The following is a 16920-nucleotide window of genomic DNA, read 5'->3' as shown; positions in this document are numbered from 1 at the left end:
TTTTTTTGAAAAAGGGAAGACTATGGGATAGGATTCAATTGAACACTATATCCTAACTGCTGGATATATTTCACGTACCTATCTAACGTGTTTTTCTTGGACGTCTCATCGCCTAGTGAGACGTCTATTTCTTGGTATGACCTCTTCTCCCGCATCAGGGCATGGAGGATTCGAATCAGCAAATGCGCGGTGGCGACGTTTGCTTTTTTATCGCCTCGTCTCTTTCGAATTCGTCGAAAGAATTGTCCGATCCGGTTCGAGGAGCGAGAGTTTGCCCAAGCCGCCTGACACAAGGCCCCTTTCAGATGCTTGTTCCCTTGCATCGTTTTTGACTTTCTTCGCTTTCCAGCGCTTTCGTTGTTCCCTGGACACACCCCCGCCCATGAAGCAAACTGCGCATCACTCGGGAACATTTCCGCGACATGCGGCCCCACTTCGGCAAAGATGGTCACGGCAGACGTCCGCTCAATTCCTGGAATGGAGTCAATTTGTTCAATCTTCTCCAGGTACGGTTCTGCCTTCGCCTCGATTCGAGCTTCCAGTTCCGTGATCCTTTTCTCCAAATAGACCAAGTGGTCCCAGTGGTCTCGAATCATCTCGCGATGATGACGGCGCAGCTTGCCATTGAGCGCGTCTAGCAACTGCGGAACTTTCTTTTTTAAACGGGTTTTGACCAGGTTCTTAACGGTCCCTTCGTCGATGACCTCGCCGTCCATGATCTTCTGGAGCAGGCCCCGCCCTGAAACCCCATATAGATCGGACATAAAGGTGGTTAGCTTGATGTTGGCATCCTGCAGGATTTTGTGAATGCGGTTTTTCTCCGCCGTCACCGCCTGCACCATCTTACTCCGGTAACGGGTCAAGTCTCGCAAATCCCGGATGTCCTGTTCGGGCACCATACTGCCTTCAATGAGCCCGCAACGGTGCAATTGCGCTAACCAGCGCGCATCTTGCATGTCACTTTTTCGACCCGGCGTATTCTTTACCCGCTGGGCGTTGGCCAAGACCAGATCACAACTGCCCTCTAAGATGTTCCATACCGGTTTCCATAACACGCCCGTGCTCTCCATCACCACCTCCCGGCAGCCGTGTTCACTCAGCCAATCTTGCAGGCCTAGCAATTCTTTGGTTGTCGTCCCAAAGGTTTTCAGGTGACATTGTGGTTTCTGTTCGATCGGTCCTTTCAACACGCAGGCCACAACGGTTTCCTGGTGCACGTCCAGACCGGCACAACACATACGTACAGCATCCATTCCAACCATCCTCCAGCGTCAGTTTACAAATCATGCGCTCGAGTGAGTGTAATTTAATACACGTACTTTTGGGGCTACAATAGGCGATGCTCGAAAAGCGCAATAGAACGGTTTTTCGCACGGGGTGTATCCCAGTAACCGTTTCCGCCCTTTGATTTGTATATGTAGTGTTGACGACTACAGCCTCATTTAGAATGGTTGCGACGGATGCCACCCACTTATTTTCATTCCTGGGGGTGACAAGGCCTCCGTCTTGTCATGCCTGTTTTTCGCTTACATTTTGACCACGGGTCAACGCCCAGCCTATTGTGTTCGGTTTTCCGCATACATTCAGCCCGCATCCCATAGAAAAAGGTGCCCTGGAATTCCAGGGCACCTTTCTTTGCATTCATGGCAAGGCCGTCTAATTAGGGCGAGAACGCAAAAATACCGATGATTTCATCACCGGTACGAGAAGTTTATTTTACAGTACATATACAAAAAAACATACGTTTTCCTTGCGTTAACTATAAAATTAATATAGCACAGAAATGTCAACATAACAAGCATTTTTATGGAAAATGAAGAAAATAAATGATTCCCCCCCTGTCAGCCGGGCAGCAAGGATCAAGAAGGCCTCCGACGCGGCTGTCCCCCTCTCCTCCCCTAATGATATGATCTTCTGCGCGAAGGAGGCGACTGATATGCAAATCAGACTGAGAGATATCCGCAAAAGCTTCAAGGTGTACAAACGGCCCGAAGGAAAGTGGGGGCTACTGAGAGGAGCGTTTATGCGGAATGTTACCCGGGTGGACGCGCTCGGCGGCATCAGCTTTGATATTGAAGAGGGTGAACTGGTAGGTTATATTGGCCCGAACGGCGCCGGCAAATCCACCTCCGTCAAGATAATGAGCGGCATCCTGACACCCGACAGCGGAGAATGCACCATCTTGGGCAAGATTCCATGGAAGCACCGCGTAGAGCATGTATCCAAGATCGGCGTTGTGTTTGGCCAGCGCTCACAGTTATGGTGGGATGTTCCGGTGGCAGACTCTTTTGATGTACTAAAGGATATTTATGCGATCCCCCCAGGAGACTACCGCTTAAGACTATCCGAGTTATCGGCAACACTTGGTGTGGAAGCGCTCTTAAGGACCCCGGTGAGACAGCTTTCGCTCGGGCAGCGGATGCGCTGTGAGCTGGTAGCTGCGCTGCTGCACCGGCCGAAGCTTCTCTTTCTGGATGAGCCAACCATCGGACTCGATGCGGTATCCAAGCTGGCTTTGCGCAATTTTCTAAAGGAAGAGAACCGTAAGTACGGGATTACGATGCTGCTGACCACACACGATATGGACGATATTGAGGCATTATGCCAGCGGGTCATGGTGATCGGGCACGGACAACTGCTCTATGACGGGCAGCTATCAGGTCTGCAGCAGAAATATGCGCCGGAGGTCGTCATGAAAGTGAACACGGATGCGATGATTGCGGCTATGTACAATGACTTGGCTTTGGGTTAAGCCCATCAGCCCATCAGGAGGTGCACAATGAACTTTAGAAATACATGCCGGGCCTGCAGCTCCCTCTTCCGAATCCGCATGGCTGAAGGGCTCCAGTACCGGGTGTCCGCCATATCAGGCACGATGGTCAGTGTGTTCTGGGCGCTTATAGAATGTGTGCTGTTCACCGTGTTCTATACATACAGCGACAATGGCTCCTGGAACAATAACGGACTCAGCCTTCCTCAGGCCATATCCTATGTTTGGCTGGCCCAGGGTCTGTTTGTACTCCAGAGTATGAACATCGACAGCGAAATTATGGGAAAAATCAACAACGGCGACGTCGGTATTGAGCTGTGCCGGCCCATGAACCTGTACACCCACTGGTTTGTTAAAAGCTCGGCCGGCAAGCTCGGCACCAGTTGGATGAGGGGGCTGGCTACCATAATGGCCGGGCTCCTGATGCCTGCCGGATATGCCCTAGGTGGACCCGCCTCCCTGCCTGCACTATTCTATTTCCTGCTGTCGGTGGTTATGGCGTTTGTGCTGTGCTCGGCCTTCGCTATGTTTGTGACTGCGATCCGGCTGAATATCACTTGGGGGGATGGACCGACCTATATGCTTCTTCTGCTAAGCGGCATACTGTCCGGAACCTATCTTCCCCTGCGTCTCTGGCCTGATTTCATGCAGACCTTCCTGTACCTGCAGCCGTTTGGCGGATTCGCCGACATCCCTCTGCAGCTATATATAGGCAGCGTGGCTCCTGCTGCCGCATTGCCCGGCATCGGCTTACAGCTCCTCTGGAGCCTTATCTTTATCGCGGCGGGCCGGATGATCATGAAGCGCAGACTGCATAACATTATCGTCCAGGGAGGGTGAGAATAACGAATGCTTGCTGAAGGTAAAATTTATTGCAAATACTTGCGGATGCATCTGCTGTCCGGCATGGAATATAAGGGCTGGTGGCTGATGCTGATTCAGGTGCTCACCGTGGTAGTCACTGATCCCATCGCCACCGTCTTGTTGTTCTCCCGCTTTGGTAATGTGGGCGAATGGACCGTGGCCCATATCATTCTGGTCTACTCACTGGCGGTAGCCTCCTTCGGACTTGCCGAGAGTCTATGCCGCGGCTTTGATTATTTCCCTTGGCATCTGCTGCGCTCCGGCGATTTCGACCGGCTGCTGCTCCGTCCACGGTCCCTGTTCGTGCAGGTTGCCGCCTCCAGATTCCATCTACACCGGCTGGTCCGGCCGTTTACAGGGATCTGTGCGGCGGGCTGGGCGCTGGGACAGCTCGGCGTTCCCCTGACGCCCGGAAGGCTCGGCATTCTGGCGATGGCGCTGGCCGGAGGCTGTCTGATGTACTGCGGAGTGTTCGTGCTAACCTCAGGGCTAGCTTTTTTCACTATCAAAGGGCTGGACTGGATCTTTCTGCTGACCAATGCCAGCTACCAGATTACCCGCTGCCCGGAGCCCTATATGCCGCGGATGCTAAAATCAGTGTTCAGCTTCGTGCTCCCCATGCTGTTCATCAGCTTCTATCCGGCCGCCACCGTCTGCGGCTGGGATTACCCCCGGTGGCTGGGCTTCCTCTCGCTCCCCTCCGGAGCTGCCTTCCTCGGAGTGTCTCTGCTGGTCTGGCGCATAGGCGTGAGGCATTACAAAAGCACGGGGAGCTGACAATGCAAAAAAAGCACCCCAAAGTTATCCGAGGCCACTGAAAACTAACTTTTCATAGACAAAGTAAAAAACGCATCAAAAAGACGACGCTATTCGGTTTCTCCGAATGGATGTCGTCTTTTTTACCTATTTCTTCAACTTTGGTTACTCCATGAGTTTCAATATTCGTTTTAAATATCTATGCTCGGCGTAGCCAAGAGCATGTTCCAGGCAGGCTTCAACCACGGCTACGGCGACGAGGACCTCTACGCTGTGGTCAAATCCTACGAAGACTGGATCGGCCGGAAGATCGGCGGCTCTGGGGATAAGGAATAGATGCTATACTAGATTGCATGATTGCCCAGGCACAGCCGGATTTATCGGCTGTGCCTTTGTGTTGCAGTAGCGCACTGGTGCAGGATTACAGAGTACCCTCAGCAGCCTCAGGCTGCTCTTCTTCTGGTAATCCGCTATCGGTTGCCGGGATTGAATTCTCTGCCTTCTCAGGCCATGTAATCGTTACTTTACGTCCGTCTATCCACCAGTCCCCGCCCGGAGCAGAAGCCCGCTGCCAGGTCCCATATCTTCCCGATATCGCCATAGTCTGCGGATCGATGAAGGTCACTTTCGGTGAGTAAGCATCCGGATATTGATAAGCCGGTATACGATTGCTCCAGCTGGCATTCGCCGAGATTTGCTCAATTACAGCGAGCTTTCCGGGAGATGGATGAATCCATCCCAGGCCCTCCGCTGCCTGAACCTGATACCAGTCACCCTTCCGGGCAATAACATGAAGCTTTTGCGGTAGAATACGTGCACCTCCAGCCGAAGCCCCTATATTCGCGTACAGTTCTGTTTCAGCCAGCAGATCCATGGATTCTTGAAGATATTGTGCCTTCTGCTTAGCCAGCCATAACGAATAGGATTGTCCGGCAGAATATAAGCCAACCGCTTTATTCTCGGACCAGATGCCATTGAACTGTTTCAAGGGAACGCTGCCTTCCCCCGCATAGCTTGCAATCTCAATGGTGAACCCCGGACGGCGGTACTCCTGGATGAACCAATCCTTATATCCGCCACCCGAAGGATTCTTCTCGGGAGCTACCAGAGAATAACCGGTCAGACCGGCAAGGGATCTGGCTATCGTCTTGTCCCGGTTCAGACTGCTATTAATCGTATTGAAATGCCAAAATATAATCTCCCCGGAGCTATGATAGGAAATAGTCACCTCCGGATCAATCCGCTCTGTGAAATTCATCATCATCTGCACTTCCGCAGCCTCTCCCGGCTTCTTCCCCTTATAATTCTGATACCACGGGTATGAGCTGGCATTCTTTATGCCCTTCCAGTTCGCCGGATATTGACGGTTTAGGTCAAGGCCTTGCATGTTCGCCTTCCAACGGTTGAAATTGCTGCTGTTTCCGTTATATTGACGCAGCATTTGAGCCACATCTGCTGACAGTCCTGCTGTACCCTGCTGGGACAGGGTAACTCCATCCGGATTGACCATCGGCACGAACCAGATGCTGACTTCATCCAGTAAACGGCGTACGTTATAACCGCCTATCGTCTCATTGTTATCATAGGCCTGGGCGTACGAATCTATCATTTTCATCAAAAGACTGCTGGTCATCCATTCTCTGGCATGGTGAGAACCGTTAAGGAACAGCGCCGATTCTCCCCGCCCCAGCTTCACTGCCCATAGCTGCCGCCCATAAGCAGTCACTCCCAACGATTCGGATGATACCAGATCAGGGTATCGCGTCACTAGACTCTCAATATCCCTTTGCATAACAGTATAGGAATAGACCTGATTTGGATTCACTATATTTGCCGATGCATAGGTCATTCCTGCAGGTACAAATAACAGCCCTAATAGTATTAAACAGCCGAACCATAACAACGTAAGCTTATGTATTTCCTTGCAAAAGCTTGACTTTCCCAACCTCTCATCTCCTCTATCATTCCTAGCAGAATGTGCCAGTTCCCCAAATGGATAGTGGAAGTATATGAGAATATACCTATTTCGTCAATAATAGATTAAATAGCTTCATCTTTTGTCGAATTGTGTATTTGTGCTCCCGCGTCTTAAGGAATGATGGTCTGTCTACAAAAAAATCCCCCGGCAGCCGAAGCTGCCAGGGGATTCCTGCGTTCCAATTCTTTATTTTATACAATCGGGTAAGAACAGCAATAATCAGTTAATACGAATACTTCCAGGGCAAATTTGGAGTTGCCGGGAACATGGAAGGTCTCCGCTCCGTCAATGTCCTTCCACACTTCAGTGCCGGGAAGCAGCACCTTGAGCTTGCCGGAGAGAATCTCCATCGTCTCAGGGCCCTCTGTGCCGAATTCGTATACGCCAGGCAGCATAATGCCGAGTGTCACCTTAGTGCCGTCTTCCAGAGTAACTGTACGGCTGGTCACTTTTCCGTCGTAATAAATATTGGCTGCTTTTTGAATTGTCGCGTTGGTGAACTGACTCATCTGCTTATTCTCCCCTTTGTTCAAATATAAGAATTTATAGGTTTCACACTATAAATTATCCTTCTATTTCTCGCTGAAACGGTACCGTCCTTTAGAAAGGACGGCAAAGCCGTTTCAACTTGTTAGATCCGTCTATTATAGCAGCGCTTTTACACGGCTGACTACATTTTCTACAGTGAAGCCATATTCTCTGATTACAGTGTCGCCAGGGGCGGAAGCGCCGAAGGTAGTGATTCCCAGAATGTCGCCCTGATCGCCTGTATAACGTTCCCAGCCGAAGGATTGCGCCATTTCGATGGCCAGGCGGGCCTTCACTTCAGGCAGGATAACGGAATCGCGGTATGCCTTATCCTGCTTCTCGAACAGATCCCAGCTCGGCAAGCTGATTACACGAACATCAATGCCTTCTTCGGCAAGCGCAGCCTGAGCCTTAACCGCCAGCTGTACTTCAGAGCCTGTAGCAATGATCTGTGCCTGCGGAGTGCCGTTCTTGGAATCAGATACCACATATCCGCCGCGTTTGATGTTATCGCGCACACCGTCTACGGTTCCAGCCAGGATCGGCAGGTTCTGACGGGTCAGTACCAGTGCTACCGGATTAGCGGTGTTCTCCATAGCGTATGCCCAAGCTGCTGAGGTTTCGTTGGCGTCAGCCGGACGAATGACCGTAAGACCTGGAATGATACGCAGGGAAGCAAGCTGTTCAATCGGCTCATGGGTAGGACCGTCTTCACCGACAGCAATACTGTCATGAGTAAGCACATAGGTTACCGGCAGCTTCATAATGGAAGCCAGACGGACAGCCGGACGCAGGTAATCTGTGAATACGAAGAACGTACCGCCGAATACCTTAAGACCGCTGTGCAGTGCAATACCATTCATAGCTGCGGCCATACCGAATTCACGTACGCCGAAGTAGATATTACGGCCGTCATAGGATTCGGAGGTGAACTGGGACAGACCGTTCAAGTGCGTCATGGTCGAGCTCTCCAGATCGGCAGAACCCCCAACCAACTGCGGGATACCGCCAGTCAGTCCGTTCAGTGCATTACCGGAAGCCACACGGGTAGATACAGCTTTGTCTTCTGCTTTGTAGAAGGGCAGATTAGCATCCCAGCCTGCAGGAAGCTCACCGTTCAGTGCAGTTTCGAGCTGTGCAGCAAGCTCAGGGTATGCTTTTTTGTAGGCTGCAAATTTATCGTCCCATGCCTTGTTGGCGGCGATTCCTTTGGCCTTCACTTCAGCAAAGCTGGCGCGGACTTCATCCGGTACATAGAAATCTTCTTCATATACCCATTTGTAGTACGCCTTCGTCAGCTTCGTTTCATCAGCACCCAGCGGGGAGCCATGAGTCCCGCCGTGGCCGCCTTTACCTTGCTTGTTCGGGCTGCCGTAGCCGATGACAGTCTTCACTTCGATCAGTGTCGGTTTGCTGCTGTCTGCCTGAGCCTCTTCAAGAGCCTTAGCCAGTGCAGGAAGATCGTTACCGTCTTCTACGCGCAGAACCTGCCAGCCGTAAGCTTCGAACCGCTTGGCAACATTCTCGGAGAATGCAAGGTTCAGCTTGCCGTCGAGGGAGATATCATTCGAATCGTACATTACAATCAGCTTGCCCAGCTTCAGGTGTCCGGCAAGTGAAGCAGACTCGGAAGAGATCCCTTCCATCAAATCGCCGTCGCCGCAGATGGCGTACGTATAATGGTCAATTACGTTATGTTCATCTTTATTGTAAGTGGCACCCAGCTGAGCTTCAGCCATTGCCATACCTACAGCCATACCGATACCTTGTCCAAGCGGACCGGTTGTCGCATCTACACCGGCAGTGTGGCCAACTTCCGGATGTCCCGGAGTTAAACTGCCCCATTGGCGGAACTGCTTCAATTCTTCCATAGGCAGATCATAGCCGCTTAGGTGCAGCAAACTGTAGAGGAGCATGGAGCCATGTCCGGCAGACAACACGAAACGGTCACGGTTGACCCAAGTCGGGTGGTCCGGGTTATGATTCATCGTCTTGGCGAACAATTGGTACCCCATAGGTGCGGAGCCCATCGGCATACCCGGATGTCCGGAGTTTGCCTTTTCAATGGCATCAATGGCAAGTGTACGGATTGTAGTGATGGCCAGGTTGTCCACCGTTGAGTTTTCTTCTTTATGAATGGCTTGATCTTTTGCTTGTTCAGTCATTACAATAATCCTCCTCGAATCAAGAATGTCATTTTGACTATTATTGTATCACGGAAGTGGAAGCATTTCCAATTGTTTTTGCTGTAGCTTATGTTTAGCGGCTTCTGCCGGGTCTATACACTCCTAAGCCAGATTTACGGCGCTCTTGAAGATGCACGACAGGAATGCAGAGACTTAGCCTTAAGTCTAGTTACTAATTAAGACTAAAGTTTGTTTTACAAAGCGGGTTTATACAGTAAGATGGAAGTACCTCAGCGGAATTTTATCCGAATTATCCATAATTTCCAGAAGGAAGGAAGTCGGAAGATGACTACAAACAGAGATATTTATATTGTGCTGACCGGAACAGGCACGGCCTTCAGCGGAATTATTAAATGGTTCACCAAAGCGGAGCTGAATCATGCCTCGATTGCTTTTGACAGTGAGCTCCGCGAGGTCTACAGCTTCGGCCGGAAAAAAGTGTACAACCCTTTTATCGCCGGACTGATCCATGAGAACTTCATCCATCCGTTCTATAACAGTGCAGACTGTGCCATCTACCAGCTTAGAGTCAGTGAAGAAGAATACAACACGATGTATAACCATGTCCAGGGTATGATGCAGAATCAGGAGCGTTATAAATATCACCTGCTCGGTCTGGTCGGTGTGCTGCTGAACATCCGGATTGACCGTGATAACGCCTATTTCTGTTCCCAGTTCGTCGCCTCTGTATTGGAGGAAACTACTGTTCATCCGGTAGCCAAGCCCTCCTGCTTCGTGACCCCGGAGGATTTCGCTTTATCTCTATGCGCTCACAAAATATTCAGCGGCAAACTCTCCTACTATATGCACCGGAGTCATTCTGCGGCCCTGCTAGGTTCCAGTCTACATAACCCCCAAGCTACTAATCCGCCAGATTTTGCAGTCCCAAGGCTGCTGCTGCATGAAGAACGGACCGAGGGAATCGTCTGAACGATCACCCTCCGCCCGCTTAATGCCTAGTAAAACATAAAATTATGGCAGAAGTATAAGGCACAAGGATTGCAACCCGCGTTATTTTACACGATGGCTCTGATAATATTCTGTCCAATCTCCGAGAATCGTTACCGCCACTGTATCCACCTTGGTCTGATACTCATTGGTTGCGGTGAAGGTAAAAGTAACCGGACCATCCGGCAGCTGTTCGAACGATGGGTCAGCCAGCTCACCTGTCCACATGGTCTTATCGCTCCCGGTCGGGCTCAGCGCAGCCGTGTATCCTTCGGTCATTGTGACTTGCACGGTATCCGGCAGTCCGGTAGCTGATCCCTGCAGCACGAATTTCTCGCCAGCCCAATAGACACTATACCCCCGCGGACTTTCAGGCGAGCCGCTCTGCTTAATATTGTATGCCTGACGGTTGCCATTCCACTCCTCCGTATGACGGACAGCCCCCTTAATGCTAAGCAGGTTAACCATCATGAATTTCTTAGGGGAGACCTTACTCCATTCAAAGCCGTCATAGGCTTCTACTTCCACACCATACCTCATGTTCTCCACGAGTCTGCCAGCCGGCACCTGCCACTGCTTGTTGCTGGAATACTGTTCTCCCGAGCCGATAATCTGACCACTCGTCAGATCAATGATGCGAACCTTGAAGCGTTGCTGCGAATCTCCGTCTTCATCTTGATAATCCCATTTAATAACTGGCGTAAGGGTGCTTACAATGGTTGGGCTGGTGTACACCGTACTCGCCGGGTAAGTGATGTTCACCACAGGGAGCCGGTTTACTACCGTAATATTTTGAATAAGCTCCCGGTACAGCCCCAATGAATCTGTGACAACCTGCCGCAGGGCGAAGGTTCCGTTAGAAGTGAACTGCTTGGTGAAATTGCTTTGTGTGTTAAAGAGCGCCTCTGTTCCACCTGCCGGCTTCAGGAAATACTGATGGCTTATGGCGTCCCCCTTCGGAATATCCGCGTCCGTTGCTGTGCTTTGGATGTTTAGAACATCCGTCCGGTAAATCGGTACCTTCGCCGCATCTTTTCCGGTATCCGTAATGAGGGTGAATCCCGGCTTAGGCGGATTGTCGATAATGAAGGCTTTTTCGTTGGAGATTTCAGACCACTTCCGTTTGGAGAATGTCCGTCCCTGAACGGTATAGAGCAGGAATCGGTCCAGCGTTTGATCCGGCAATTGATACTGGCGTACTGAGCCCGAACTGTCGGCGTTCTCTACCGTTTTGGCTAGCAGCCCGTCCTTCGTAAAGAACTCCAGCCGGTAGCTCTCCTGCGGATCGTTCTCCGGGTCGGAGTAGGTCCACTTGATCAGCGGATCTCCTTCTTTTTCCGCATCGATAATCGTAGGGTTGTTAACCGTCCCTGCAGGATACGTAAGGGTCATGCCAGGAGCCATGTTTTCTTTAACCGTTACCTTAAGTGTAGCTATGTTCGACTTGTCTCCAATCTGGTCTACAGCCCAATGCTCCAGCGTATAGGTTCCTAGTTCATCAAAGGTAAGAAAGATACTCGGAGTCTGGAAAAGTGTGATCTTATGATCGCTTCCCGTTACCCGCCAGTAATACTTCAAGCTGCTCTGATCGGCTATATCTTCATCCACATCAGAGGAAGTGAAGGTATGGGTATCGTATTGATTGACCGCTGCCGGACCGTTGATTGCCGCTGTAGGAACATGGTTTTTGACGCTGAACATCTGGGTGGCATAGGAATACAGATATCCATCCGTTGCGTTCAGTCTCATTTCCCAGCCGTCAGAGATGGCTTTTTGAGCAGAAATCCCATAATCATTGAGTACGTCCTGCACCCTGAATACCTGATTCCGGTTGCTCCCCCGCCAGTAATAAGGATCATTGTTAAGCTTGGTATACCAGCCATACTGCAAATTATCTCCGTCTTCATCCGGATCGGGCGTCAAATTATTCAAGCTGATGACCGTATCCCGGTAAACCTCACTTGGCATCGTAAAGCTGGCCGCAGGCGGATGATTAATGACCTGCACGGTTTGGCTGTACACATTCGACCAGAGCCCGCGGTTATCGTGAACCTGCAGATTAAGCTGGTAAGAGCCCACGCCGAAGGCCGCGATGTTTGGGGGTACCGTTGCACCGCCCGAATGACTCCACACCTTCTGCCAGCCGTCTTTTATAACCGTCCAGGAATACAGATCAAGCGGATCATTATCCGGGTCAAAGGACTTATCAATAATAGTGGTTGCCTTGCGGTATGAGACATGGGTTGGACTCACTGTGAACAAGGCGACCGGCGGTAGGTTGGCTGCACTGCCCACACTCTGCTGCATCCAGTCACTCCAAACCCCGAGGCCGTTAGGACCATCGATGTCCCGGACACGCAGCCGGATCTCATGGGCTTTGCCCGATGGAAGCTGTGCAGGTGGCTGTCCCTCCGTCCACACTTCATCCCCGGCTTTACGCCATTGCCACTGCCAGGTCACCAGCCCCTTGGTAGGACTGGACATATGGTCCAGATCATAAGAGCTGTCTGTGAGATGCAGCGTGCCGCCTATCAGCTTCGCTGAGAATAAGGCAACCGGCTTCCGGTGGATCATGAACGTCATGCTGGATAAGTTGTCGCGGCTCCACATACGGTAATTGTCAAACCGGTCATCACCCTTCGGATTATCCTTCGCTTGAAAGGTAGCCGTGTAAGCGCCGCTGAAGGGAAATGACGGATACTTGCTTTCCCGCCACAATCCGCTGTCCCAGATCATCCCCATGGAGTTGTCAAAAATAGCAGGGTCCTGATCATACCGGTACCGCTCTGCAAATTTGCCGTCATTCTCATAATCGGTATAGGAGGTACTGATATCAATCGGACTATTAATAAGGAAGAAGGCTTTGTTCCTCAGCCGGTTGGTCACACTAAAGGAAGTTGAGGCTTCCGCCTTCAGGTTGAACGGATCGACGACCTTCACATTGACGTTGTACCACCCCGGCGGGATTCCCTCATTTAAGACATCGATGGGAATGGTGAAATTTTTCGCAGATCCTGTATTTGCTATGGTGATCTTCTTGTAGAACACGTTCGGGATCTCGGCTATGACATCGACGGTATCGTTATCCGGGTCTTGTATGTATCCTTCCAGGTTGTACGTGCTTAACCCGGTATCGTTGATCACCGTTTGGTTCGGTTGGGAGGTCAGGGTGAGATTCGGTTTTTTATTGATGTTTAAGGGGAATACCCGGTAATCCTTGATGCTATAACCTTTGTAATACTCATTATCCCAGTCGTTGAACGGGTTATGCTTGATAAAGTAAAATTCATGTACTTCCGTTTCAATACCAATAGCTGTTGGCTTCATCCCCCCAGAATTCTCTTTAAAGTACGGGGAAATGCCCGGATAACACTGATAATCATACCCTTGCTCAGATCTACAAGTGGATTCATAAGTTAAATCTGGAAATCTATTTAAGGTATACGACGGAGAAGTATCACCGTTGGCCCCCACTGGTCCTGTGGAATAACCTGAATTTACACTCGACCGAACCCAATCCTGATTATTATAAAAGATATGGAATTTCAACGAAACTTGATTCGCGTAGCCGTGAGGTTTTCCGTTATATGCGGTTGGCTCCAGCGCATTTCGTTGACTTGTCCATCTACCATTTAAATAATTAGGTGAAACATTCACTTCCACATCGCCTGTTACCTGATTCCATCTGACATTCGTAAATTCATAGGCAGGGATATCCAATTGCATAGCGATCCCCCCCCCACCATCACTTTGCGCCTCTAAATGCACGGCAGGAACCTCAACATCATTAAACTCGATCACTTCCCCAGCCGCTGCTGCCCGTTCCGTCATCATTCCCGTCAACGACAATGTGATGATTAGGATTAGGATCTTAATCCGCATAATCAATGATCTCATATTTCGTCACTCCTTCCCCTACCATGACCAGTCCACGACTGGAGCGCGGTTATAAACCTCAATCACTCGTTCCGCCAAGGGCTGTGCTGGCACACTACTGTAAGAGTCTTTTGATCTACGATCGGCTGCCGTTACAAATTCATCGATAGTTGGCTGGTCAAACTCTTCTGTTACAGTAAGCCGTACTTCATATCGTCCTACTTCATATAAAATCAAATTCAGAGTAGTGAAGTTGCCATCATTAAACGGGACCCATGGGTTATTGGAGAAATCTCCATCATTCTCAGCATCATAACGATATTCCCATTTTCGGTGGGCCAAAAAATCATAGTCTGGAGAAAAGGACATATCGGTTAAGGCTGCAACCGCCTGGTTCCCATTCGCTGGATCACGGTAGATCTTTCCCGGGGCAGAAAAATAAACGACCGGCGGCTCATCCGGAATAATGTCAAAGGTCATACTGGTGGAATCCCCAAAGCCCGCAGTGTTAGTTACGGTGAGAGTAGCCTTATACGTCCCAGGCTTCTTAAACAATACATCTTTGGAGTTCATCCCTGAGAGATTTCCCAAGTATTTAATATCTGCGGCAGTACCACCGGAAACAGGGGAAATCGCCCACTGCGTCTTGGTCTCATCAATAGGGTAGTGCTCCGGGCTTAGGCTCTTACTCAATAGTGTTACTTTCCTGTTTTCTTTTTTTGTCCCCCTGACAGCAATTTCCGCATGAGGAACTGGCTGAATGACGTTGATTTTCGCACTGGTTGATCCGGTCAGTCCTCCATTATCAGTTACGGTTAGGCGCACGGAATGCTGGCCGAGGGCGCTTAGTGGATACCAAGTCCAGCCGAAGGGTCCGCTAACCGGCTCCACAGCTCCAGGGGTATTGTACTTATAATCTACAATCGTTCCGTCTGGATCATATGAATCTTTACCATAGATCAAGGTTTCTTCCCCTGCCATGACCTCTTCAGACACATCAAGTACGGCTTTAGGCGGCTTGTTGCTATTGGCTGATGGAGGTGTTGTAGGGACAGGAGAATCTGAGATTTCTACGGTTGCCTTCATCGTTTTGGACAGTGATGAAACTGTGCCATTCCCGGTCACTACCGGTTTTGCGAACCGCACGGTAACGGTAAGGGTATACTCTTGCTTTACATTACTTCCCCTGCTCTTCGGGATGACAAAATTATCGAAGGTCTGTGTGCTATTCAGAACCTTACCGTAATCCTTCTTTGTCTTCACATCACTAGAGCCAGTCTCCTTCGCATAAAATATCCATTCCTCGATGTTAGATGAATTATTGTAAGCCAAAAGGTCTCCCTTGACTCTCAAGGATACCTCAGTGTCCTTCCCCTCAAACTTGGTTGGATTGGGGGAAGGCTTCATTACGCTCACGCTGCCGTCAAGTGTAGGTTCGGTAATGGGCGTGTAGCTGAAGGATACGCTGCCGCTGTAGCTGTAGGTTGGAACTTTGGCGTCGGCTCTATAGGAGTAGTAAACATTGACTTCGTACTTTCTTCCTTGAGCATGTCCCAAAAGAGGATGACTTGCATCTGCATCTTGATTTGTATATGACTGTTCTACTGTTTCCCCTAGTGAATTCACATAATATGGGATTGCATAATTTACTATTACTCTGCCATTTTTAAATTTTGGTCCACCCTCTTTAATATAAGTGGAGGAATTTTTTCCATAAAAAACTGGTGTAATAGTGTTTGATATAATATATTTCGCATCAATACTATTAGTTTTCGCTCCGTCGTACCATTTGATATACTGCATGTCCTGGGCAGGACCAGCCGAAACAACAACTCTTGGTGGCCGTGCCGATGGTGTGCCGTTGTCTTCTCCAGGCAAATCTTTAGTTTTCATACCATTTGTATTTTCATCGTACTCATTTATTTGCCAGCGCCGCCCGTCAGAGTATCGCCAGATAGAGTTACTTGGATTAGCTAAAAAGTACGCTTCATATGATGCCTGATAACCATTAAGGTTAGAGAGCGTCTTTGTATTTGCCACCCCATTAAGTTTAAGACTGATTTTCCCATTTTCAAGCTTTATACTTCCGTTCAAATTATTACTTCCTGTGTATTTCAAAGTACTTGTATTAATTGAAGCAGCAGTCACACCGCTAGGCAGATCCAACGTATAAGATTTAGCAGCGTTATCGTCACCAATTAGTCCTGTGTTTGCCGGGATTGCTATTGCTGCACTTTTCACTTCCGCTGCGCTCACAGTCTTAGGTTTAGAGAACGTAGTAGTAATCAAAACTAAAATCATCATATAGATTATTACTTTTTTTATTAGTCTCATTCAGAAGCCACATACTTTTCAACAAAATTTTTGCCATACAACATACGAATAGCAAAATAATCAAATTCACCAGCATAAACATATGCAAGATATGAAGTGATTTTCTCACCAGGTTTCAGGTTATAAGTCCATAGCGCTTCTTTACTATTCGTTTTAGATGCGTATTTTCGTGGCCATATCGTATCAGTGATTTGACCATCTTTGAACGTTAAGGGAATAAGTCTCTGGATATCGCTGCCGCCACCATGCATAGTTTTGTTTGTATTATTGGCTAAAGTAATTTTTGTCCAAATTAAATATTTAGGACTATCAATACTGCCTGTAGAATTCTGAAACCCATACATCTTCTGAAGCTTCTTCACCTCCGGAGACTTAAAATCATATATCATAATCTTATGAAGTGCATAACTCAATCCTTCCGATTCAAGTGTGACTGGCAGATCCATTGCCTTCTTCAGTCCGAATTTAGCCAAGTTATCTGTCATCACTGGAGCCGCCGTAGCCTTCACCCCCGCAGCACTAACATCCCCCGCTAGAACAGCAGCCGGACCTGCCAACAAGGCCACTGCCAGAAAAGCTTTTACTGCTGTTTTCCCCGCTATTGTCTTGCTGATCTTCAACTTCGTCATAATTACCTCTCCCTAGTTTTCATATTTTTGCACCTTCACCAGCCGGATGCA

At 49.3% G+C, this 16920-nt stretch carries 11 protein-coding genes; 4 read left to right on the top strand and 7 right to left on the bottom strand.

From position 1 onward, the window contains the following. Positions 1–20 precede the first annotated feature (20 nt). Entirely contained in the window at positions 21–1253 is a 1233-nt protein-coding gene (locus MKZ07_RS30595; protein ID WP_076162511.1) for an IS110 family transposase, read from the bottom strand. Between the two features lie 683 nt (positions 1254–1936). Here MKZ07_RS30595 and MKZ07_RS30590 point away from each other — a divergent pair. From MKZ07_RS30590 to MKZ07_RS30580, 3 genes are read left to right on the top strand one after another with little or no spacing between them, the layout of a single operon-like run. Further along, positions 1937–2752: an ABC transporter ATP-binding protein gene (locus tag MKZ07_RS30590; RefSeq protein WP_235218478.1), complete on the top strand. Its 816-nt coding sequence runs from the start codon at positions 1937–1939 to the stop codon at positions 2750–2752. 27 nt (positions 2753–2779) lie between these two features. Then, on the top strand, positions 2780–3610 hold the full coding sequence (locus MKZ07_RS30585) for an ABC transporter permease (RefSeq protein WP_036696915.1): 831 nt from the start codon (positions 2780–2782) through the stop codon (positions 3608–3610). 9 nt (positions 3611–3619) lie between these two features. Next, positions 3620–4411 (top strand): ABC transporter permease, encoded by a 792-nt coding sequence (locus MKZ07_RS30580; RefSeq protein WP_036696916.1) that lies wholly within the window; start codon positions 3620–3622, stop codon positions 4409–4411. Between the two features lie 400 nt (positions 4412–4811). Here the strand turns inward: MKZ07_RS30580 and MKZ07_RS30570 are convergent, their stop codons facing one another. The 3 genes from MKZ07_RS30570 to tkt form a co-directional block, all read right to left on the bottom strand. Continuing rightward, entirely contained in the window at positions 4812–6182 is a 1371-nt protein-coding gene (locus MKZ07_RS30570) for a M14 family metallocarboxypeptidase (RefSeq protein WP_341029811.1), read from the bottom strand. A 377-nt stretch (positions 6183–6559) separates the two neighbouring features. Next, positions 6560–6877, bottom strand: coding sequence for a pyrimidine/purine nucleoside phosphorylase (gene ppnP / locus MKZ07_RS30565; RefSeq protein ID WP_036696917.1), 318 nt, complete (start codon positions 6875–6877; stop codon positions 6560–6562). 135 nt (positions 6878–7012) lie between these two features. Next, a complete protein-coding gene (gene tkt, locus MKZ07_RS30560) occupies positions 7013–9061 on the bottom strand; it encodes a transketolase (RefSeq protein ID WP_036696921.1) in 2049 nt (682 codons plus the stop codon). 306 nt (positions 9062–9367) lie between these two features. Between tkt and MKZ07_RS30555 the strand changes: the two genes are divergently transcribed. Then, the gene (locus tag MKZ07_RS30555) at positions 9368–10012 is read left to right on the top strand and encodes a hypothetical protein (protein ID WP_179090481.1); all 645 of its coding nucleotides are present in this window, start codon (positions 9368–9370) and stop codon (positions 10010–10012) included. Between the two features lie 81 nt (positions 10013–10093). On the opposite strand, the gene MKZ07_RS30550 is transcribed toward MKZ07_RS30555, so the two are convergent. The 3 genes from MKZ07_RS30550 to MKZ07_RS30540 form a co-directional block, all read right to left on the bottom strand. After that, positions 10094–13357, bottom strand: a complete 3264-nt coding sequence (locus tag MKZ07_RS30550; RefSeq protein ID WP_341029304.1) for a hypothetical protein — start codon at positions 13355–13357, stop codon at positions 10094–10096. A 588-nt stretch (positions 13358–13945) separates the two neighbouring features. After that, positions 13946–16240 (bottom strand): hypothetical protein, encoded by a 2295-nt coding sequence (locus MKZ07_RS30545; RefSeq protein ID WP_036696925.1) that lies wholly within the window; start codon positions 16238–16240, stop codon positions 13946–13948. Further along, entirely contained in the window at positions 16237–16869 is a 633-nt protein-coding gene (locus tag MKZ07_RS30540) for a hypothetical protein (RefSeq protein ID WP_341029303.1), read from the bottom strand. Before MKZ07_RS30540 ends, MKZ07_RS30545 begins: the two co-directional genes overlap by 4 nt. Positions 16870–16920: the final 51 nt, after the last annotated feature.

Origin of the sequence: Paenibacillus sp. FSL P4-0338 (assembly GCF_038002365.1) — a bacterium.
GTDB lineage: Bacteria > Bacillota > Bacilli > Paenibacillales > Paenibacillaceae > Paenibacillus_AQ.
The sequence above is the reverse complement of the archived record's forward strand: the minus strand, read 5'-3'. Positions and strand labels throughout refer to the sequence as shown.

Coding starts and splice junctions, on each gene's coding strand:
- MKZ07_RS30590 (WP_235218478.1), top strand. CDS start 1,937: ATGCAAATCAGACTGAGAGATATCCGCAAAAGCTTCAAGGTGTACAAA.
- MKZ07_RS30595 (WP_076162511.1), bottom strand. CDS start 1,253: ATGGATGCTGTACGTATGTGTTGTGCCGGTCTGGACGTGCACCAGGAA.
- MKZ07_RS30540 (WP_341029303.1), bottom strand. CDS start 16,869: ATGACGAAGTTGAAGATCAGCAAGACAATAGCGGGGAAAACAGCAGTA.
- MKZ07_RS30570 (WP_341029811.1), bottom strand. CDS start 6,182: ATGCAAAGGGATATTGAGAGTCTAGTGACGCGATACCCTGATCTGGTA.
- ppnP (WP_036696917.1), bottom strand. CDS start 6,877: ATGAGTCAGTTCACCAACGCGACAATTCAAAAAGCAGCCAATATTTAT.
- MKZ07_RS30580 (WP_036696916.1), top strand. CDS start 3,620: ATGCTTGCTGAAGGTAAAATTTATTGCAAATACTTGCGGATGCATCTG.
- MKZ07_RS30550 (WP_341029304.1), bottom strand. CDS start 13,357: ATGAAGCCAACAGCTATTGGTATTGAAACGGAAGTACATGAATTTTAC.
- MKZ07_RS30555 (WP_179090481.1), top strand. CDS start 9,368: ATGACTACAAACAGAGATATTTATATTGTGCTGACCGGAACAGGCACG.
- MKZ07_RS30545 (WP_036696925.1), bottom strand. CDS start 16,240: ATGAGACTAATAAAAAAAGTAATAATCTATATGATGATTTTAGTTTTG.
- MKZ07_RS30585 (WP_036696915.1), top strand. CDS start 2,780: ATGAACTTTAGAAATACATGCCGGGCCTGCAGCTCCCTCTTCCGAATC.
- tkt (WP_036696921.1), bottom strand. CDS start 9,061: ATGACTGAACAAGCAAAAGATCAAGCCATTCATAAAGAAGAAAACTCA.